The organism is Paraeggerthella sp. LCP19S3_G8, assembly GCF_052119225.1.
GTDB classification, from domain to species: Bacteria; Actinomycetota; Coriobacteriia; order Coriobacteriales; family Eggerthellaceae; genus Paraeggerthella; species Paraeggerthella hominis.
In genome coordinates this window covers 212,704-232,000 of sequence record NZ_JBQKFQ010000002.1, presented here as the reverse complement: position 1 = coordinate 232,000, position 19,297 = coordinate 212,704, and the positions used below count along the sequence as shown (strand labels likewise).

The 19,297-nt window shown below is 63.0% G+C and carries 16 protein-coding genes; 13 read left to right on the top strand and 3 right to left on the bottom strand.

All coding sequences use genetic code 11. The annotated features are described in order from the left end of the window. The first annotated feature begins 25 nt into the window (after positions 1 to 25). Positions 26 to 580 (top strand): TetR/AcrR family transcriptional regulator, encoded by a 555-nt coding sequence (locus tag ACTQZK_RS02860; protein ID WP_114567037.1) that lies wholly within the window; start codon positions 26 to 28, stop codon positions 578 to 580. A gap of 166 nt (positions 581 to 746) precedes the next feature. Then, a complete protein-coding gene (locus ACTQZK_RS02855) occupies positions 747 to 1,814 on the top strand; it encodes an endonuclease/exonuclease/phosphatase family protein (RefSeq protein ID WP_441898365.1) in 1,068 nt (355 codons plus the stop codon). Between the two features lie 361 nt (positions 1,815 to 2,175). Here the strand turns inward: ACTQZK_RS02855 and ACTQZK_RS02850 are convergent, their stop codons facing one another. Both ACTQZK_RS02850 and ACTQZK_RS02845 read right to left on the bottom strand, forming a co-directional pair. Next, a complete protein-coding gene (locus tag ACTQZK_RS02850; RefSeq protein WP_441898363.1) occupies positions 2,176 to 3,258 on the bottom strand; it encodes an alcohol dehydrogenase in 1,083 nt (360 codons plus the stop codon). A 38-nt stretch (positions 3,259 to 3,296) separates the two neighbouring features. Continuing rightward, complete coding sequence (locus ACTQZK_RS02845) at positions 3,297 to 4,115, bottom strand: MBL fold metallo-hydrolase (RefSeq protein ID WP_441898361.1); 819 nt, start codon at positions 4,113 to 4,115, stop codon at positions 3,297 to 3,299. A gap of 583 nt (positions 4,116 to 4,698) precedes the next feature. On the opposite strand from ACTQZK_RS02845, the gene ACTQZK_RS02840 reads away from it, so the two are divergent. The 9 genes from ACTQZK_RS02840 to ACTQZK_RS02800 all read left to right on the top strand — a co-directional run bounded on the left by ACTQZK_RS02840 (position 4,699) and on the right by ACTQZK_RS02800 (position 16,394). Beyond that, complete coding sequence (locus ACTQZK_RS02840; protein WP_428421661.1) at positions 4,699 to 7,605, top strand: molybdopterin-dependent oxidoreductase; 2,907 nt, start codon at positions 4,699 to 4,701, stop codon at positions 7,603 to 7,605. Positions 7,606 to 7,633: 28 nt separating this feature from the next. Further along, positions 7,634 to 8,212 carry a 4Fe-4S dicluster domain-containing protein gene (locus ACTQZK_RS02835; protein ID WP_225748744.1) on the top strand — a complete coding sequence of 193 codons (579 nt, stop codon included), beginning with the start codon at positions 7,634 to 7,636 and terminating at the stop codon, positions 8,210 to 8,212. Then, the gene (gene nrfD / locus ACTQZK_RS02830; protein ID WP_428421658.1) at positions 8,212 to 9,192 is read left to right on the top strand and encodes an NrfD/PsrC family molybdoenzyme membrane anchor subunit; all 981 of its coding nucleotides are present in this window, start codon (positions 8,212 to 8,214) and stop codon (positions 9,190 to 9,192) included. Before ACTQZK_RS02835 ends, nrfD begins: the two co-directional genes overlap by 1 nt. Positions 9,193 to 9,269: 77 nt before the next feature. Further along, on the top strand, positions 9,270 to 10,289 hold the full coding sequence (locus tag ACTQZK_RS02825; protein WP_428421656.1) for a heterodisulfide reductase-related iron-sulfur binding cluster: 1,020 nt from the start codon (positions 9,270 to 9,272) through the stop codon (positions 10,287 to 10,289). Further along, positions 10,286 to 12,547 (top strand): molybdopterin-containing oxidoreductase family protein, encoded by a 2,262-nt coding sequence (locus ACTQZK_RS02820; RefSeq protein ID WP_428421654.1) that lies wholly within the window; start codon positions 10,286 to 10,288, stop codon positions 12,545 to 12,547. The genes ACTQZK_RS02825 and ACTQZK_RS02820 overlap by 4 nt, the downstream gene beginning before the upstream one ends. Before the next feature lie 63 nt (positions 12,548 to 12,610). After that, positions 12,611 to 13,474, top strand: a complete 864-nt coding sequence (locus ACTQZK_RS02815; RefSeq protein ID WP_114567029.1) for a TIGR04282 family arsenosugar biosynthesis glycosyltransferase — start codon at positions 12,611 to 12,613, stop codon at positions 13,472 to 13,474. 9 nt (positions 13,475 to 13,483) lie between these two features. Then, on the top strand, positions 13,484 to 14,830 hold the full coding sequence (locus tag ACTQZK_RS02810) for a radical SAM protein (RefSeq protein ID WP_441898357.1): 1,347 nt from the start codon (positions 13,484 to 13,486) through the stop codon (positions 14,828 to 14,830). 65 nt (positions 14,831 to 14,895) lie between these two features. Then, positions 14,896 to 15,876, top strand: a complete 981-nt coding sequence (locus tag ACTQZK_RS02805; RefSeq protein ID WP_441898355.1) for a DUF169 domain-containing protein — start codon at positions 14,896 to 14,898, stop codon at positions 15,874 to 15,876. An 80-nt stretch (positions 15,877 to 15,956) separates the two neighbouring features. Further along, the gene (locus ACTQZK_RS02800) at positions 15,957 to 16,394 is read left to right on the top strand and encodes a GNAT family N-acetyltransferase (RefSeq protein WP_441898353.1); all 438 of its coding nucleotides are present in this window, start codon (positions 15,957 to 15,959) and stop codon (positions 16,392 to 16,394) included. 33 nt (positions 16,395 to 16,427) lie between these two features. Here the strand turns inward: ACTQZK_RS02800 and ACTQZK_RS02795 are convergent, their stop codons facing one another. Next, entirely contained in the window at positions 16,428 to 16,859 is a 432-nt protein-coding gene (locus ACTQZK_RS02795; RefSeq protein ID WP_114567025.1) for a PadR family transcriptional regulator, read from the bottom strand. Between the two features lie 280 nt (positions 16,860 to 17,139). Between ACTQZK_RS02795 and ACTQZK_RS02790 the strand changes: the two genes are divergently transcribed. Continuing rightward, a complete protein-coding gene (locus ACTQZK_RS02790) occupies positions 17,140 to 17,928 on the top strand; it encodes a trimeric intracellular cation channel family protein (protein ID WP_114567024.1) in 789 nt (262 codons plus the stop codon). A 611-nt stretch (positions 17,929 to 18,539) separates the two neighbouring features. Continuing rightward, on the top strand, positions 18,540 to 19,289 hold the full coding sequence (gene rlmB / locus ACTQZK_RS02785; RefSeq protein WP_114567023.1) for a 23S rRNA (guanosine(2251)-2'-O)-methyltransferase RlmB: 750 nt from the start codon (positions 18,540 to 18,542) through the stop codon (positions 19,287 to 19,289). Positions 19,290 to 19,297 lie beyond the last annotated feature (8 nt).

Genomic DNA, 19,297 nt, shown 5'->3' with positions numbered 1-19,297 from the left:
AACCTGACAAAGAAAGAAATCCGTCATGTATTCTGGAAAAAATCCATCGGCGCTCAAATCTCAACATGCATTAGCTTGGGCGTTATACGAGCTTATGAAATCTAGACCTTATCAAAAGATCACCATTACGGGGCTTTGCGCGCAAGCTGGAGTATCGCGGCAGACCTTCTACCAGCTTTTTAATGGAAAAGACGAGGTGATACGCATGTTCTTGCGCATCAAGCTAAGGCGTGGGTTCGAGAACATCGACAAGCGTGAAATCGTAGATTTGTCCGATGTCGTTCGCGATCTGCTGCTTCCGTTCGAACGAGATCGCACGTTTCTTTGCATGCTGTATCGTAACGGCCTTGATGCGCTCGTATATGATGAACTTCTGTGTGCTATTTCTCTCGCAACGGAGAAAGTGCAAGGAAAGCACCCTCGACGTACGCGCGGATATGCCGATGCCTTTCTCGCGGGTGGGTTGACGAACCTGCTTCTTGCTTGGGTTGTGGACGACGATCCTCTTTCCGATGGTGCTGTCGCGGACATCATCTCCGACATTCTCCAAGGGCGTTACTATACTGATCCCATTATTTGATAACAACCCGTCATATGAACAAATGCATCGTACGAGTTTCGAGTCTTTCTACGGAGGTCTAAGGTCGTTCGAGACGATGGGAGCCATGATGTCTCCGATGCTGTGTCGTTTGTCGAAGTGTGATAGATTGGCCTTTCCGCGCACGCCATTCGAAAGCGAGGGATCTATGGAGCCGAACGAAGGGCAGCACGCTGCTCGTAACGCACGACCCAGGCACTCTATTGGGCGCACGATCGCAAGCGTTCTCTTGTGGGCGCTGGCTGCCTGCATCGTCGTCGGCATGGCCTCGCGGTACGCGCCCTCCGTCCTCAGCAACGGGCGGCTCATTCCCGAAGTGGCGGCGTTCGTTCCGTGGTTCGCCATCCCCAGCGTGGCCGTGCTTCTTGTTGCGGCTTTCACCAGGCGAAAAGCCCTCTCGGTGCTCACGGCTCTCTGCTTGACATGCCAGGTTTTCTGGCACGCAGGGTTCTTCCTGCCCGCTTCGCGCATAGCGCCGAAAGCGGTGGAGCCCGTTCCCGTCCAGACGTCTGCCGACACCGTTATGCGCATCATGACCCTTAACACCAAGAACGGCTTGGCCGATGCCGATCAGATCGTCTCGATCGTCCGCGACCAGCGCGTCGAGGTCCTTGCGCTCCAGGAGGTTAGCGCCTCGCTGATCGAGCGGCTTGCCGCGGCCGGCATCGACGAGCTGCTTCCGTACCACGTGTTCGGCGAGCCCGGCCCCTACGACAACGGCGGCGTCAACGTCCTCTACGCGCTTGCTCCTATGAGCGACGCGTCTTCGAGCATTCTGCCCATCACGGGGTCTTCCGTTCCTGCTGCCACGGTAACCGCCGGGTCGCATATGGTGCGCCTGGTCAGCACGCATCCTACGTCGCCCAAGTCGGGCGCGCGGGGCTTCTGGAACGAAAGCCTGCGCAACTTGAGCTCGCTTCGCCAGTACGACGACGAATACCTGATCATGGGCGACTTCAACTCCACATGGGATCATTCGCGCTATCGCAAGATGCTCGGCGACACGCTGGTGGACGCCTCGCAGCAAGCGGGGGAGGGCTTTCACATGACGTACCCGTCCGAGCCGGATTACGCCATGTTCCCGGTGCCTCCCATGATCGAGATCGACCACATCGTCTATTCCAAGAGCAGCGGCATGTCCGTGGGCTCCCTGCAAACCGTCAACGTGAGCGGCACCGATCATCTGGCCTTGCTGGGCACGTGGACCGTGTCGTAGCCAAGCGCGCTCGTCTGTCTTTCGGTCGTGGAAGCCCTCGGCGTACCGGAAGCTGGTTTGCCATGGAGGCCGACCCATCCGCGGTACAAAATCACGGGTCTGCGCTGCTGGATCTGCTCATCGCCTGCATTCGTTTTGCGCGCTTGCATCAACGAGCCAGCTCACCGAGATGCAGCGGATTCGACAGTTGTCGAAAGCCCTTGCCCAAGAGCGCAGACCGGTGATTTTGTACCTAAGCACCGACTTCTCCGTGCTAGACCAGCATTGACACGGCTCGGGTGAAGGCGCAGCGAAAACGCCCCAGTGGCGAACCGCGACGTCGGGCTCGCGGTTGTCGTCATCATGATCGCCAAACCGCTCCCTACTCCTCGTAGGGAGTCAGCACCACCTTCAGGCAACCGTCCTCGTGAGCCTCGAACGCGCGGTACGCCTCAAGCGCCTCGTTCAGCGGGAAGCGCTTCGAGATCAAAAGCCCGGTGTCCAACCGCCCCGCAGCGATCAGGTTCATTACGCGGTCCAAGCAATGCGCGTCCACGCCGCCGGTCTTGAACACCAGGTTCTTGCCGTACATGCGGGGAAGGGGCAGCACCTGGTCCTCCTCGTAAAGCGCCATGACCGACACCACGGCGTTGGGCCTGGCCACGCGCCAAGCAAGCTCGAACGTTCCCGATGCGCCGGCGCACTCGATGACGGCGTCCGCGCCGCGCCCTTCGGTCAACGCGCGCACGGCTTGCTCGGGGTCCGTTGCTGCGTCGGCGGGGTCGATCGCCGCATCCGCCAGCCCGCGCTCCATGGCTAGCGTCCTGCGTTCGGCATCCACTTCCAACGCGATCACCTGCGCGGCGCCGTAAAGCCGCGCGCACATCATGGCGCACAGCCCCACCGGTCCGGCGCCTATGACCGCCACCGTGTCGCCCGGCTCGATCTCGGCTATTTCGGCTCCGAAATAGCCCGTGGCCAAAATGTCTCCCAGAAACAGCGCGTCTTCGTCGGTCACGTTGTCGGGGATGGGCGTGCAGCCGTTGTCCGCGAACGGAACGCGCACGTACTCGGCCTGGCAGCCGTCGATGCGGCATCCCAGCTCCCAGCCGCCCCGTTCGCAATTGTTCACGTAGCCGCGCTTGCAGAAGAAGCACTCTCCGCAAAACGTCTCCACGTTCACGGCCACGCGGTCTCCGGGCTTCACGCGCGCAACGTTCGCGCCCACCGATTCCACTACGCCCACGAATTCGTGCCCCAGCACGGTGCCGGGCACGGCCCGCGGTACCGCATGGTGGAGTATGTGCAGGTCGCTCGTGCAAATGCTCGATCGCGTAACGCGTACCACGGCATCGGTGGCCGCCTCTACACGCGGTCGGGGCCGATCGGCCAGCTGTAGGTTCTCGCCGTCCCAAACGACGGCTTTCATAGTTTTCGCGGGGCGGGGAAGAGGTTGGTTCGTCATACGTGCTCCTTCGGGGCGGCGGTTTGAAAACAGCGGGGTCAGATCGAAAGCGACAGCCCGTCGGCGGCGGGCTTCACGCGACCGTCGTACTGCTCGAGGTAGTTCTCCAGCTCTTCAAGCGTGACGGGCTCGTCGTAGTGCATGGCCAAATGCGTGAGGTACAGCGTCTTGGCGCCAAGCCCCAACCCCTCTTCGATGCACTCCTGCACGCTGTGGTGGTCGTCGGGCGACCAGTTTCGCTTCCAGAACGTTGCGTCCATGGCCATGATGTCCATGCCTCTCACGCGCTCGGCCGTTTCAGGGGGAAGCTTGCCGGTGTCCGACGCGTAGAACAGGCGGGTCTCCTTGGTTTCGATAAGGTATCCGTACGTGCCGGGCGCGTGCGTCACCGGCAGGGCCGTGTAGCGTGCTCCGTCCAGCTCGATGCACTGGTAGGGCTGAATCTCGCGCATGTCCAGGCAGCCCGTCATGTAGTGGAATTCCCGGCCGATGCCTTCGAGCGTCGCGGCGCTGCCGTACGTGGGCAGCGCCGCCTTGCGCACAAGCTGCACAAGGTACTCCAGCTCGCCCAGACCGCCCATGTGGTCGAAGTGCGCGTGCGTGAACAGCAGTTCGTCCACGGTGCGCACGTCCTCTCGGATGAGTTGATGGCGCACGTCGGGCGGCGTGTCGATGAGCACGGTCCTGCCTGGCGAGCCGTCGGCGTTCGCGCCCCGCACCATGACGCCGCAATCGCCGCGCCGCGCGCGCGGGTTCCGACGAGCCTCGTTGCAGGCGGGGCAGTCGCAGAAGAAGGCCGGTATGCCGCACCCGGCGGCGGTGCCCATGAACGTGAACGTATGCGTCCCTTTTTCCATCGCTGCTCCTTGATTGTTCGTCGTGCCCACCGCTTCATGATATCGCTTTTGCGGCGGGCTTTCCTCGGGTCCCGCGACGAGCCGTACCCGATAGGGGCGGACTCATTGCATCGTTATCCTCTTTTTTTGGATCGTCGGGGGCGCAAAAATCCATTATCGGGGTAGCACATGCTTTTATGCATGGTTATAATCAATTAGCAGATCTAATCTACTACTTGTTGGCATCGAGCAACTAAAGAAGACGAGAAGCACGATGCCAATTGGCGGTTGAAGAAGACGAGCTGCTGCTGCGCCGGTTCGATCCAGGGGAACCGTGCCATGTCCCCGGGAGCGCGCGAAATGCCCAGGCGAGCGGTCGGCGCGGAAATCGAGGTCCGATCAACTAATACTAGCGGGCTTACTCGCTGGCGGAATTTAGAGCTTCCGGGGTGATGTGGATGGAACGGGCGTTTTATACACTGGCGTGGATGATCCGCGCGAGCGAGAGCATTCATGCCAAGCGGAGCTCCCGCGCATAATCATGCGAACGGTACGACAGGGTTAAACGGTGAGGAAAACGGACGAGAAGAAGAGGGGAAGGTAGATGACGGAGATTTCCAAGACGTCGAGCGGTCTCAAGGGCCTTGTGTGCCCGGATACCGAATCGACCGAGGTGGACATCCATCAAGAGGGTGTCACCATGGTCAAGTCGCTCTGCTATTTCTGCCATGCCAACTGCGGCGTGCTCGCTTACGTCAAAGACGGCGACGTAATCAAGATCGAAGGCGATCCCGATTACTCGAACCAAGGCGGATTGTGCTGTCGCGGCACCAGTGCGTTGCTGCACGTCAACCACCCCGCCCGCATCAACCATGCGTTGAAGCGCGTGGGCGGCAAGGGCGAGGGCAACTGGGAGAAGATCCCGTACGACCAGGCCATCCAAGAAGTTGCCGATCGGCTGAACCAGATAAAGAAGGAAAGCGGCGCCGAAGCGGTTGCTTCCGCGGGCGGCACCACGCGCACCGACGACTGGGCGCGCCGCCGCTTCCTGAATCAGTTCGGCACGCCGAACGGGTTCCACAACGCGCTGCTGTGCTGGATCCCCACGTTCATGGCCGAAACCTGCGTGGCGGGTTGGTCGCCGTTCGAAACCGACCTCATGGGCGCGAAGTGCCTCATCCTCTGGGGCATGAATCCGGGCGCCTCCACGCTAGGCGGCATGAACGGCTACACGGACCTGCAGAAAGCCGGCTTGAAGATCGTGGTCGTGGATCCTCGGTATTCCGAAACGGCCTCCAAAGCCGACCTGTGGCTGCCGCTGCGTCCCGGTTCCGATGCGGCGCTCGCGCTTGCCATGCTCCACACCATCATCTACGAGGGCCTTGTCGACTACGATTTCGTGGGCGAGTGGTGCGACGGCTTCGACGAGCTTCAAGAGCACGTCGCCGAGTACACGCCGGAATGGGCCGCCCCCATCACCTGGCTCGAGCCTGACAAGATCCGCGAGGCCGCGCGCCTGTACGCCATGAACACGCCGGGCTGCATCCAATGGGGTTGCACGTGGGACCAGATCGGTCGCGCTTCCACCACCGGCAGCCACGCTATCGCCCTTATGCGCGCGATCTGCGGAAACCTGGACGTTCCCGGCGGCGACGGCATGCCCGGCCCCGCTTTGAACTACCTTACCGACGAGGAGATGGAGCTTAACGAGTGCCTGCCCGAAGATCAGAAGGGCAAGCAGATCGGCTCCAACAAGTTCAAGCTCACCTCGTGGCCCGGCTACCAGCTTATCTCCGATAACGCGAAGCGCACGTGGGGCAAGACCCTGCCCACCGAGTGGTTCTGCGAGGCGCACGGCCCCAGCGTTTTCAAGGCCATCATCACGGGCGACCCGTACCAGGTGCGCGCGCTCATCGTGAACGCCAGCAACCCCGTCAACTCGTACGGCGACGCCAAGATGACGCTCGAAGCGCTGAAGAAGTGCGAGTTCCTGGTCACGGTGGACTACTGGATGACCCCCACGGCGCTGCTGTCCGACTACGTGTTCCCGGCGGCGGGCGCGCTTGAGCGGCCCACCATCGTCACCCACTACGGCGCAACCGACTCGATCATGGGCGGGAAGCGCGCGATGCAGCCCAAGTACGACCGCCACACCGACATGACGTTCTGGCGCAAGCTGGGACTTGCGTGCGGCCAGGATCCCGCCAACTGGCCTTGGGAGACCGAGGAAGAAGCCTACTTCCACATTCTCCAGCCTTTGGGCCTGCCCGGCGTGGAATGCTACGACGATTTCGTCGACTACTATCGCATGTACTATCCGCCGCTGCACCAGAACAAGTTCAAGACCAACGGCGGCTTCTGGACGCCTTCGGGCAAGGTCGAGTGCAACTCGTCCATCCTGCGCGAGCTTGGCTACGCGGGCATGCCCACCTACATCGGCTGCATCGAAAACGAGATCGACACCCCGGAGATCGCTGCGGAATACCCCATCGTGCTCACCACGGGCGGCGGCTTCATGCCGTACCACCATTCGGAGCACTTCCAGATGCAGGGCATTCGCTACCTGTATCCCGATCCGTACTTCTCCATCAACCCGGAACTGGCTGCGAAGCTCAACATCGAGTACGGGGAATGGTGCTGGATAGAAACGCGTCGCGGCCGCATCAAGATGCGCGCCAACGTGGAGGCGGAGGTCCATCCGAACGTGGTGTTCGCGCCGCGCGGCTGGTGGTTCCCCGAGCGCGACGGCTCCGCCGACCTGAACAATCCCTTCGGGTGCCTTGAGTCGAACGTCAACGTGCTGACCTCGGTCGATGACGAGCACTGCGATCCGATGGGCGGATCGTGGGCGAACCGCGGCTTGATGTGCAAGGTGTACAAGTGCGGCGATTTCGACAAGGAGTACAAGCCGGAGGATACCCAGTTCTCCATCCCCGGATCTTCGGCTAAGCCGGGCGTCACGGTCATGCCGAGCGACCAGAAGCTTGCACGCGAGCCTATTCCGTTCGAGAAGCCGCAGCCTCCCGAGGACGTTCCCGAGGGATACGAATGGGTGTGGCAGAACAACGCCCTGTACCAGAAGGACACGCATTTCCGTCTTGACGAATCGGGTTGGCTTGTCAACCCCCGCACGAAGGCGTACCACGACGCGTACACCGGCTGGCGCTACGACGCGGCGGGCGAGTGCCTTGTGGACGACGCGACCGGCAAGCTGTACACGATGGATCGCGAGGAGATCGTGGTCGTGGCGGGCGTCCGCTGCTATCCCGGTGCGGCGGCTGCCCCGTTCGAGGTTCCCGAGAACTTGACCTGGAACGCGGAGGCGGGCTGCGCCGTCCTTGGCGACCTTCCGTACGTCTACGATCCGAACAGCGGCTGGTTACTGGATCCTGAAAGCGGCGCGTTCCACGACGCGTACTACGGGTGGCTCTACGACGCGGCCACGGGAAATCTGATCGACGAGGCGACGGGCAAGCGCTACGACATGTCGTATGCCCCCGTCGAAGACTAGTTGCCGAGCGGGAAGAAAGGATAGATACATGACTCGTTACGTTATGGTCATCGACCAACGTCGCTGCATCGGTTGCCATTCCTGCACGGTTGCTTGCCGTACGTGGAACAAGCTTCCGCTTGACATCATTTACAACCCGGTGGTTACCGAGGGCGCGCAGGGCACCTGGCCCAACGTCCATAAGAGCTGGCAGCCGCTGCTGTGCATGCACTGCGAGAACCCCGAGTGCGTTCCCTGCTGCCCGTCGGGCGCAAGCCAGCAAGACGAAGACGGAACCGTGTGGGTCGACCCCAAAAAATGTCTGTCGTGCAAGGTGTGCGTGAACGCCTGCCCCTACGGCATGCGCGACGCCTCGCACCTGGAGGATCGCATGCACCGCTTCGTGCGCAAGTGCACGTTCTGCCGCGACAAGCGCCAGCTCGATCCCTCCGCGCAGCCGTACTGCGTGCTGACCTGCCATCAGAAGGCTCGCATTTTCGGCGATCTCGATGATCCGAACAGCGAAGTTTCCAAGCTTATCGGATCGGTGAAGACCGAGCGTCTCTTCGAAGAGCTGGGCACCGAGCCTCAGATCTACTACATTCCTGATTTGGGAGGTAAGGCATAATGAAGCATCATTACTGGGAGCCCCCCATCGCCCTCTACCTGTTCCTGGGCGGCTTGGCTGGCGGCGTTTTGTTCCTGGCTGCTATCTTCAACAGCTTCGTAGTTCCGGGTCATGCGGAAGTGTTCGCGCTTCCGGTGCTCGTGGCCCTGGGCTGCGTGGCCTTGGGCTGCGTGTTCCTGATCGTCGACCTTGGCCAGCCGGGCGTGTTCTGGAGGGTGTGGACAACGTCGAAGTCCATCATCAAATGGGGCGCGACGTTCCTGGTCATCGCCTCGGTGTTCGCGTTGGTGTTCTTCCTCGCCTTCGTCGGCGACGCGCTGCCCGTGCTTGCCGGCCTGTCCGATCTTCTGAAGCCCGCCGCCGACTTCTCCTTGCTGGTTGCCGGGTTCTTCGGGCTGTGCATCATGATGTACACGGGCATCATGCTGTCCACGCTGAAAGCCCATGCGTTTTGGGCGACCCCGGCGCTTCCCGTGCTGTTCACCATTTCGGCCATCTCGACGGGCTGCGCCGCCATCGTCTTGTCCATCGGCGGTTGGCCTGCGGCTTTTTCGCTGGAGTCGTTCGTCGTGTCCGAAGTTGTGCTGGAAATCCTGCACGTGGCCGACATCGTGCTGGTCATTGCCGAGCTCATCGTGCTGCTGACCATGGTCCTGTCGTTCGCGGGTGCTGGTAACGTGACCGCAAAGGCGGCGGCTCGTCGGTGGGTGCGCGGATCGTATGCGGGCCTGTTCTGGGTTGGCATGGTGGGTCTGGGCCTGGTGGTGCCGCTGCTTATGTACCTGGGCGGCGGCCATTCGCCGGCTGCTCAGGTTGTGGCTCCCATCCTGGTGCTGTGCGGCGGCTGCCTGCTGCGCTTCATGGTGGTCAACACCGATGATCGCGCCGAGATTCCGGGCGAGAACCGCTACTACAATCGCGTTGCCAAAAAGGACGCGGAGTTCATTTCCAAGTGGACGTACGGCGATAACCAATTCTAAATTCGCCCGCGCCGGGCTGCGGGCTTCCAAGGATGCCTGCGGCCCGGATGCGCGGTTTTGACCGGAGGGGATAGACGATGGAGAGGACGGGGGAGGGTTGCATGAGCGAGTACGTGTTCGAAGACGCCCTGGCGCGAAGCATTGTTTCGTGTGGGTTCCCGCAACTTGAGATCGCGGTTGAGCGCGTCCCGGGCGATCCGCGCCCGTGTTCTTCGGTGTTCTTCCCTGGCTGTTCGCTGATCAACTACGGATTGCCGCTGGTCAACGCTGTGTACGACACTCTTTCGGATGCGGGTTGCGTCGACGGCGTCTCGCTTTTGTGCTGCGGAAAGATACTGTCGTACGAACCTGGCGGAGACGCCGTGCGCGCTTCGTTCGAAGAGCAGCTGCGCGCAAGTTTGCGCTCTTCCGAAGTCGAGCGCATCGTGGCTGCGTGTCCCAATTGCGTGCAGGCCCTGCGCGCCGCGCTTGCGGCCGACGAGCGTACGGCCGGCATCCAGGTTGTCGCGCTGCCGGCGGTGCTGGCCAACCTGGGCTACCGTATCGACGAAGGCGTTGCTCGGCGCCTGCTGGCGCAAGAGACGGGAGTCGCGGCTTCCGAGGTGCGCGCGAGCGTGCACGACTCGTGCCCTGATCGGGATACCGGGGAATTCGCCGATGGCGTGCGCGCGCTCATGCCCGCCGACCTTATGGTTGAGCTGGCTCATATTCGCAAGCGCTCGTACTGCTGCGGGTCGTTGCTGCGGGCGGTTGGGAAGTTCGATCGCGCCGACGACGCCGCGCGCCGCCATGGCCAGGAAGCTCGCGCGGCCGGATCGAGCGCGTTCGTGGTGGCGTGCATGAGCTGCGCGCTGCAGTTGGAAATGTTTGCGGCGCCGATCTCGGCGTTTCACTACTTGGAGCTTTTGTACGATTGGCGCATCGATTGGAGTCGAGCCGATTCGTACATGAAACTCCGGTTTCTTTTCGACGACGCTCTTGATGCCGTGGAGGGCGCATCGAGTTCGCGGGCGTTCGCGTCTCTCGAGCCGCCCAAGGCTGCTTGCGCCGCCGGCGTTGGCCAGCGCGTCGAAACGAGTCCGGAGGTGATCTCGTGACCACGGAAATCAAGCCTACGAACTGCCATTACTGCGGATACTGCTGTGCGCTTCTCGCCACGGTCGAGGACGGGCGCGTGGTGAAGATCGACCCCGATCCTGCGCGCTATCCCTACGATGCTCGCGTTCTTGCGGGATGTCGCCGCTGGCGCATGAACCTGGACGCCCTCGACGGCGCCGATCGGGTGAACTACCCGTTGCGGCGCGCAGGGTCGCGCGGCAGCGGGAAGTGGGAGCGCGTGAGCTGGGACGATGCGCTCGACGATATTGCGGCGCGGTTGCAGGAGCTTGCTGCCGAGCACGGCCCGGAAACGCTTGCCAGCGCCATCGGCGGCCCGCACGCTTCGTTTTGGCCGCTGCATCGTTTCATGAACCTGTTCGGAAGCCCGAACAACATGGGCATCGGGCAGATCTGCTGGAACCCGCGCATCTGGATGGACGTTCTGACGTTCGGGTGGACGGTGGAGGCCGACATTGTTCCGGGTGTTACGGAATGCCTGTTTCTTTGGGGCACGAACCCGGCGGAATCCGACAACTCGGCATTCTGGCGCTCCGTGCTGCGGTTCGCGAAGTCCGACGCGCCGCTGGTGGTCGTCGATCCTCGGCGCACGCAAGCCGCGGCCGTCGCCGATCTGTGGCTGCCCGTTCGCCCGGGAACCGATTGCACGCTGGCCTTGGGCTTGCTGCAGGTGATCATTGCCGAGAGCCTGGTCGATCGCGCGTTCGTGGACGCTTGGTGCTTCGGCTACGACGAGTTGGCCGCATGCGTACGGCACTACACGCCCGAATACGTGGCCAGTGTGTGCGATGTGCCGGCTGACGACGTCGTGCGCGCCGCGCGCCTGTTCGCGCAGGCCGGAGCCGCCGCCCTCGTTTCGGGCCGCGGCATCGACCAGGCGGGCGCGAACGTCGCGCCGACGCACCGCGCGATCTGCTGCTTGCGCGCCGTCACGGGCAATGTGGACAAGCCGGGATCTTGCGTTCTGGCCGACGCCCCCGACTTCGTTTCCGAGATGGAGCTCGAGATGACCGACGCTCTGAAGCCGGAGCATCGCGCGCGCTGCTTGAACACGCCGCACACCCCGCTTCAGTGCTTCGACGGCTACGACTTGGTTCGCCCTCTTACGGAGCGGTTGGGACGCACGCTTCCGGAGCGCTACCTGACCTCGGCGCATCCGCATCTGGTGCTGCGCGCCATGGAGGTCGGCGACCCGTACCCGGTGCGCGCGCTTATCGTGAACGCCACGAACCCGCTTCTGACGTACGCCGACACGCATCGCGTCTTCGAGGCGTTCATGGGGCTGGACTTGCTGGTGGTTCTGGACTACTACATGACGCCCACCGCGAGCATCGCCGACTACGTGCTGCCGATCGCCGGCGCCATCGAGCGGCCCGTGCTGCAGGTGCACGGCGGCGTGGCGAACATGGGCTACGGCGGTCCCGCCGCGGTGCCTCCCTACTACGAACGACGGTGCGACTACGACGTGTTTCGGGAGTTGGGCTTGCGCTTGGGGCAAAAGGACGCGTGGCCCGAAGAGACGCTGGCCGACGCCTTCGCGGCGCAGCTTGCGCGCGCGGGCGTGAACTGGGATACGTTCTGCGATCTGGGCACGTACTGGCAGCAGCCCGCGTACGCCAAGCACGAGCTGCTCGGCCCCGATGGTCGTCCTCAGGGCTTCGCAACCACGACGGGCAAGGTGGAGCTGGCGAGCGAGCTGTTGCCGCGGCTGGGCGCCCCCCGCTTGCCCACGCCGGCCAGGCCGATCACCTTGTGCTCGCAGGAACTACTCGACGACGCCCGGGCGAAGGGGGCGGCGCACGTGGCGATGATAACCGGCTCGCGCAAGCAGCCCTACAACGCGTCGATGTACTTCAACAACGCATCGTTCAGGGAGAAGTCGCCGTACCCGGTGGCCGAGATGAGCGCGGCTACGGCCGAGCGCCTGAGGCTGTCTCCGGGCGATTGCGTGGAGGTTGCCACCGACAACGGCTCCGCTTGCTTCGTGCTGGCCGTCGCGCGCATGCGCGACGATCTTGTGAACGTCGACTACGGCTGGTGGCATCCCGAATGGGAGCCGGGCGCTCCTGCGTTCGGGGGCATCTGGGAGTCGAACGTGAACTGCCTCACATCGTGCAAGCCGGAAGAGCCGATGATCGGCACATGGTGCTACAACGCCGTCGACTGCGTAGTGCGAAAGGTCGACAGAGTTCTAAGCTGGGAGCGGCCGACGGGGGAAAGCGTCGGCAAGTCCGATTGATCGGACGGTCGTGAACAGCTGCTTTATAACGAAAAGAAACACGACGAGAAGGAGAATGTCCCCATGGCGGAGAAGAAGCAAGCATTGCTGTTGTTCAGCAAGCCTCCGGTGCCGGGTATGGTAAAGACGCGCTTGACCACCGAGCGAGGCGGGTTTCTCACCCCCGAGCAGGCTGCCGAGTTCTTCAAGCGCAGCCTGTACGACGTGAGCGAGCTTTCGATGCACGCGCTCATCGAGATGCAGCTTGAAAACGACGCTGCCGTCGAGGCCGACCCAAGCGTCGACAAGATCACCTACGACTTCTTCGTGTCCACGACGCCGGCGTCGAACGTGGAGCTTATGAAGGAGACGTACGACGCCATCGGTCCGTGGCCGATGGAGGTGCATTACCTCACGGACAAGGGCGCGACGTTCGACGACCATTTCGACGACGCGTTTCGCCAGCTTTTCGATCTGGGCTACGAGCACGTGGTGTCCGTGGGCGGCGACATTCCCACCTTGCCCAAATCCCACGTGATCCAGTCGTTTCAATGGCTCGACTATTTCCAGGCGCTCGGCAAGCCCGGTTTCGTGCAAGCGCCCTGCCAGGAGTGCGGAACGTCGCTGGTGGGGTACAGCCACAACACGCCCGTGAACCATCAAAGCGTCTATTACAACACCGACGGGGTTCCGGCGCTTGACGGCTACATGGCCAAGCTTCAGGACCGCGACGTGCCCTGCGCCTATTTGTCCCCCGTGTCCGACATCGACGAATCGACCGACCTTGCGCACGCCATCTCGTGCATACGCGCCATCAAGCAGTCGGCCGCGTACCAGCCCGGCTTGTTCGTGCCGCAGCGCGTGCTCGACTGGGTCGACTTCATGGGCATCCGGGTTGCCACGCCTCCGAACGACGAGCACGATCCCCGTCAGTACATCGACGAGTAAGAAGACCTGATGAGCGAGCAAAAAACAAGAGGAAGCGAGCATGTGCCGCTGCACAAGACCACGGCGCTGTGCCCGGACTGTTTGCGCGAGCTACCCGCGGACGTGTACGCCGACGCCGAGGGCGTCGTGTGGATGGAGCGCACCTGTCCCGATCACGGCAGGCTTGCTACGCGCATGTGGCCCGATGCCGCGCACTACGAATGGCTGCGCTCGCTCGCGTTTCCCAGGACGTCGCCGTGCGGTGCCATTCCCCCTTCAGGGCCGTGCCCGCTTGGCTGCGGCACGTGCTCTCGCCATGAGCGTCGCGCAACGCTCATGGAAATCGAGGTCACGCGCAACTGCAACCTGCATTGCCCCGTGTGCTTCATGAGCGCGGAAACGGGCGAGGGCGATCCTACGATGGACGAGATCGAGGCCATGTACGACGTGATCGTGAACGCGGTGGGCGCAGACGGTGCCGTGCAGATCACGGGCGGCGAGCCGACGTGCCGCAAGGATCTGCCCGAGATCATCCGCATGGGTCGCGAAAAGGGCTTCTGGGGCATCGAGGTCAACACCAACGGCCTGGTCATCGCCGCGCGCGACGGCTATTTGGAAGAACTGGTGCAGGCGGGGCTCACCGGGGTGTACCTGTCGTTCGACGGCTTGACGGGCAATGTGTACGAGGGGACGTGCGGCCGGGACATCCTCGACGTCAAGCTGAAGGTCATCGAGCGGTGCCGCCAGGTGGGCGTTCAGGTGGTGCTGTCGGTGGCCGTGGTTGCCGGCCTGAACGATGGGCAATTGGGGGACCTGCTGCGCTTCTGCCTGGACAACGCGGACGTGGTGGCGGGCTTGGCACTTCAACCGGCGTTCACCTCGGGGCGCTTCGACGCGGAGCGCGCCCTGCCCATGAGCTCGGGGGACGTGATATTCAAGCTGGCCGAGCAGTCGGAAGGGCTCATCGGCCCGCGCGACGTATGGCCGCTCGGATGCTCGAACCCGCTGTGCGACACCGGCGTGTTCTTCGTGCACGGCGAGCCTCCCCGGGGCGTGGCGCCGCATCCGTCGGGCTTCTACCCGGCTACCAGGGCGATGACGATGGAAGAGTACCGCAAAGGGTACTCGCCAGACAGCCCGCAGGGCTCGGTGTTCTTGGACATCCTGGCTCAGAAGGGCGTCGAGGTGACAAGTGGGCTTTCGGTGATCGTCATGAACTACATGGACGCGGTGTCCATGGACACGCAGCGGCTGCGCGAATGCTCCATGATGGTCGCGGTTCCCGATGGCCGCGCGATTCCGTTCTGCTCGTATCACTTGACGGACTCGTGCGGGCGAAGGGTGTATCCGCCTTGGTGCAAGGAATCGCTGCGGTAAGGTTGCGCGACGGGCTCGAAGGCCGGTTTTCGGTTTCGCGCGGAGGTTATGGAAGGGACGCTGATATGACGAATAGCAACGAGGTGGCTTACGCTATCCATGTTGACCAAAGGCTGTGCACGCAGTGCGGCTTGTGCAAGGCGTTTTGCCCGGTGAACGTGTTCGAGCTGGTGGAAGGCGTTCCTCAGGCGTTGCGCTTGGACGACTGCTGGGGCTGCGAGACGTGTGCGGGACAGTGCCCGGCGCACGCGATCCGCATCGAAGCCTCGGCCGCTGCGCGTGCGGCCCAGGCCGATCGGGAGATGGCGCCGCCTCTTGACGAGGCCGTGAAAGCCCAGTACAAGGAATGGGCCGATACGATGCGCGAGATCCTAGGATTGCGCTGGCATCCTGTGGCCATCTCCCTTATCAAGGCAGGGGAGCCGCTTCCCGACGTGCCGCTTCCCGAACAGCGTCTGCGCTATTGCCAGTCGCTCATGGCCGCTCGCCGCGGGGCGTCGATCATGATGCCCGCGAACCGCCATGCGTGCCCGGACGGAACGTCCATTCTGGGTCTTACGCCCATGCCGGAGAAGCTTGCGTCGGGGGAGCTGTACATCCTGTTCCATAAGCTGGATTCTGTAGAGGCGGCGAAGCGCATGGTTCACGAGCGCCCCTGCTTGGAGCCTCGCACGGTGGATGCGACGGTGGTGTGCCCCCTCGACGACGCGAAGTGCGCAGCCGACGTGGTGGCCGTGATCGCGAAGCCCGAGCAGATGATGTGGCTGTCTATGGCAACATCGTACTACACGGGACATCGCCATGATTTCCATGCAAGCGGCTATAATGCCCAGTGCGTTGAAACCACGCTGCTGCCTCTGACGTCGGGCGAGATCAACATATCGTTCGGGTGCTACGGGTGCCGCGCTTCGTCTGATGTGGACGATTCCATGATGATGATGGGCATTCCCGTGGACTTGATGCCCGACGTGGTGAAAGGGTTGAAAGAGCTGGGGAAGAAGGCCATTCCTCAGTCGCGGGATAAAATATACTTGCCGCCGTTCTAGGCGGGGCTTTTCCGGCAGGCGGAGCGTGCGGCGCGTTCGTTCGCCCCGCCTGCCGCGTACGTACGAACAAGGGGGTTGTCGTGGTCTGCGATTTGTTCTCTATCCGCGATGCGCGGCAAGAAGACAAGGCGGTGCTCGATTCGTACGCGAACGCCGAGGGGATGGATGCCATTCCCTCCATCGAGGGCGTGCGCGTGGCGGTGAACGAAGACGACGAGGTTGTGGGGTTCATTCGCGTTGTCACGTTCAAGGAGGGCGTGGCGTTCGTGAACCCGGTTGTCACGTACCGAACGTGGCAGGGCTTCGGCGTCGGGCGCGCCCTCATGGACGAAGCGCTTTCCCGACACGGCGAGCTCAGGCTTGTCTCGCGCGGTTCGAGTCGCGCGTTCTACGACGCTCTTGGCTACGAGTCCATCGGGTGGGATCTTATCGAAATGAGCTTGGTCGACGATTGCGACCACTGCACCATGCGCGACGAATGCGGGCCGCAACCTATGCGAAAGAGGCTGCGGCCCTAGCGTGGTTTTGCGGCGCGTTTTCGGAACTTGTTGCTAGTGGGAACAACGAGGGGCGTCGGGCAGGTCGATTCCAAGGGCCGACGCGGCCAGGCCGCGCAGCTCTTCGAGCGTGAGCTCGTAGCAGGCAAGGGCGTCGATCCAGCGGCGCAGGCAGCAGCGACCCTTGTCGGTCAGCGAGAACAGGCGCTTGGCGGATCCCTCTTCGGGTACGTCCCATTCCGACGTGACCAGCTCGGCTTCCTCCATGCGCTTGAGCGCGCGGTAGATGCCGGTGGCGTCGGGCTTCTTTCCGCCGAACATGGGCGAAGATGCTGCCTGTTGCACGATGACGTAGCCGTGCAACGGCTCGTCGGAGCATGCGAGCAGCGTAAGGATGGTGGGCTGCGACAAACGGTTGAGCGACTTGCCGAGCTCCGCGCACTCTCGCATGTCTTCGTCGGACTTAGGATGACAACTGCTCCACATGGGAAACCTCTTTTTCACTACGCGGTTTGCTTTGGGATTCGGCACGCCTTCGCATGTTCTCGGTCGTGCGCGCTTTCGGTAAAATTGCAAATGATATCATCTCATGAATATTTGCACTTAGCCAATAGTTTCTTCTCGTCTTTGCTATTTTGTTTCTTTCGGCCTTTGCGGCGCGCGGACGGGGGCGCGTGCGGGCGTGCATCGTGCTTTTTTGACCTCCTTCCTCTAGCGCGCCGCCGCTCGTTGTGGTTTCATAGGCGCATCGATCGATAAGGGGCTTATGGACACCTCCTTTTTTCAGCAAATGCTCTCCGACTCGCAGGTGCTCACCGTGCCGTGGAGCATCGATTATTTTTCCGTGGTCGTCGGCGTGCTGACGGGCGCGCTGTTCGCATGCGACCGCAAGCTCGACATCATCGGCACCGTTGTGCTGGGCCTGGTCACCGGGTACGGCGGCGGTATCATCCGCGATGTGCTCATGCAGGATCACGGCGTGTACTTCACCTCGCACCCCGACCTTATCGTCATCTGCATTGCCATCTGCGTGTTCGTGTTTTACTTCCGCGGATTGTTCCGGCATTTGGACGCCACGGTGTTCTTCGCGGACGCGCTGTCGGTGGGGCTGTTCGCGCTGGCCGGGGCCAGCAAGGCGTATGCGTGCGAGCAGGGCGTTGTGCTGTCGATCATCCTGGGCGCCATCACGGCGGTGGGTGGCGGCGCGGTGCGCGACATCTGCGTGGGGGAGACGCCCGGCATCTTCAAGCAGAGCAACTTCTACGCGGTGGCGGGCTTGGGCGGCTCGCTTGCGTTCGTCGTGCTGGCGTACGCGGGCGCTCCGTTGCCCATCGCGGGCGTTGCCTGCGTGTTCGCGGTCGTGTTTCTGCGTTACTGGAGCGTGTACTACGATTGGAAAACGCGCAGCGAGGCGGACCTTACGCCCCATGTTGCGCGCGGCGTCGGCAAGGTGAAGCGCGTGGTGTCGGGCGTGTTCCTGCACGGCGGCGACACGACGGCGGCGCAGAAGCGCAGTCTGCGTCGCGTGCTGCGGCGCCGTCGCGACGACGAGTAGCGGGCACGAGGCTGCCGGCGTCGGCTGCGCGGCGGGGGTGCAGGAACGTTTCGCTTGCGAGCGCTTTCGCCTGCGTGCTGTCTGCCAGCGCTACCTGAGGTAGCGTCTTGCGCACGAAAAACGGCTTCCGCTGGCAGGTTCTGACGGTTTGCGGTCGTTTGACGCCCGCTACAAGTCGGCCGTTTTCAACCCGGATTCGCCACGCGCTCCTGAACAGGCACGATGCAAAGCGCTTTCCAGCTGGAAGGGCGGCGAAAGCGAATCGACGACCCCCAACCGTCAAAACCTGCCAGCGGGAGCCGTTTTTCGCGCGCAAGCGGGGTGGGAACCCGTTCGCGCGGCCCGGGCGCTTCGCTCGCACGGCCCGCTGCATGCACCCTGCGCCCCGCCCCACCTCACCCCGCGCCCCGCACGCCCCGCCGCGCCCGCCTCGCCCCGCCGTGCGCCCCGCCTCGCACCTCGCCGCCTACATCCCGCGCCCTCCGCGTTCGCCCTGTGCGCTTTTCGTCCCCTCGTTTCCCGGCGCATGTGCGGCGTGGTACACTTTCGAGCGATCGAATTCTCCAGGATCGGCGCAGATGATCGCGCGATCCTCCACGAAAGGCAACCACATGGCTGACTACATAGAAGGCAAGCGCCCCATCATCGAGGCGCTGCGCACGGGCGTGCCCGTCAAGAGCATCCTCATGGCCGACAACGTCAAGCGCGACGGCCTCATCGAGGATATCTTGCGCAAGGCGAAGCGCGCTGGCGCAACGGTGGAGATGGTTCCGCGCAAGATCCTCGACGACAAGTCGGATCGTGGCAGCCATCAGGGCGTTATGGCCAAGACGAAGCCGTTTCCCTATGCGGGCATCGGTGATATCGTGGGCGCGGCTGAAGCCTCTGCGGCAAACAACGACGGCCGTGCGCTCGTGGTGATCCTCGATCACATCACCGACGCCGGCAACCTGGGCGCCATTTCGCGCAGCGCTGAAGCGGTGGGCGCGTGCGGCCTGATCATCCCCAACAAGCGCAGCGCGCACGTGGAAGCTTCAACGTACAAGAGCTCGGCCGGCGCCATCGCGCACGTGCCCGTGGCGCAGGTGTCGAACCTGGTCCAGGCCATCAACCGCCTCAAGGAAGAGGGCTTTTGGGTGGCTGCTGCCACCGAGCATGCCCAGGACCTTATCTGGGACACCAACCTCAAGGGCAAGATCGCGCTGGTGATGGGCAACGAGCACGAGGGCGTTTCTCGTCTGGTGCTGGAAAACTGCGACCTGTTCGCGAAGCTGCCGCTTGAGGGCGAGGTTGCTTCCCTTAACGTGGCGCAGGCGGCCACGGCGTGCATGTACGAGTGGCTTCGTCAGAACCGCGCTTGATTGCAGGC

Coding starts and splice junctions, on each gene's coding strand:
- ACTQZK_RS02860 (WP_114567037.1), top strand. CDS start 26: ATGTATTCTGGAAAAAATCCATCGGCGCTCAAATCTCAACATGCATTA.
- ACTQZK_RS02855 (WP_441898365.1), top strand. CDS start 747: ATGGAGCCGAACGAAGGGCAGCACGCTGCTCGTAACGCACGACCCAGG.
- ACTQZK_RS02850 (WP_441898363.1), bottom strand. CDS start 3,258: ATGACGAACCAACCTCTTCCCCGCCCCGCGAAAACTATGAAAGCCGTC.
- ACTQZK_RS02845 (WP_441898361.1), bottom strand. CDS start 4,115: ATGGAAAAAGGGACGCATACGTTCACGTTCATGGGCACCGCCGCCGGG.
- ACTQZK_RS02840 (WP_428421661.1), top strand. CDS start 4,699: ATGACGGAGATTTCCAAGACGTCGAGCGGTCTCAAGGGCCTTGTGTGC.
- ACTQZK_RS02835 (WP_225748744.1), top strand. CDS start 7,634: ATGACTCGTTACGTTATGGTCATCGACCAACGTCGCTGCATCGGTTGC.
- nrfD (WP_428421658.1), top strand. CDS start 8,212: ATGAAGCATCATTACTGGGAGCCCCCCATCGCCCTCTACCTGTTCCTG.
- ACTQZK_RS02825 (WP_428421656.1), top strand. CDS start 9,270: ATGGAGAGGACGGGGGAGGGTTGCATGAGCGAGTACGTGTTCGAAGAC.
- ACTQZK_RS02815 (WP_114567029.1), top strand. CDS start 12,611: ATGGCGGAGAAGAAGCAAGCATTGCTGTTGTTCAGCAAGCCTCCGGTG.
- ACTQZK_RS02810 (WP_441898357.1), top strand. CDS start 13,484: ATGAGCGAGCAAAAAACAAGAGGAAGCGAGCATGTGCCGCTGCACAAG.
- ACTQZK_RS02805 (WP_441898355.1), top strand. CDS start 14,896: ATGACGAATAGCAACGAGGTGGCTTACGCTATCCATGTTGACCAAAGG.
- ACTQZK_RS02795 (WP_114567025.1), bottom strand. CDS start 16,859: ATGTGGAGCAGTTGTCATCCTAAGTCCGACGAAGACATGCGAGAGTGC.
- ACTQZK_RS02790 (WP_114567024.1), top strand. CDS start 17,140: ATGGACACCTCCTTTTTTCAGCAAATGCTCTCCGACTCGCAGGTGCTC.
- rlmB (WP_114567023.1), top strand. CDS start 18,540: ATGGCTGACTACATAGAAGGCAAGCGCCCCATCATCGAGGCGCTGCGC.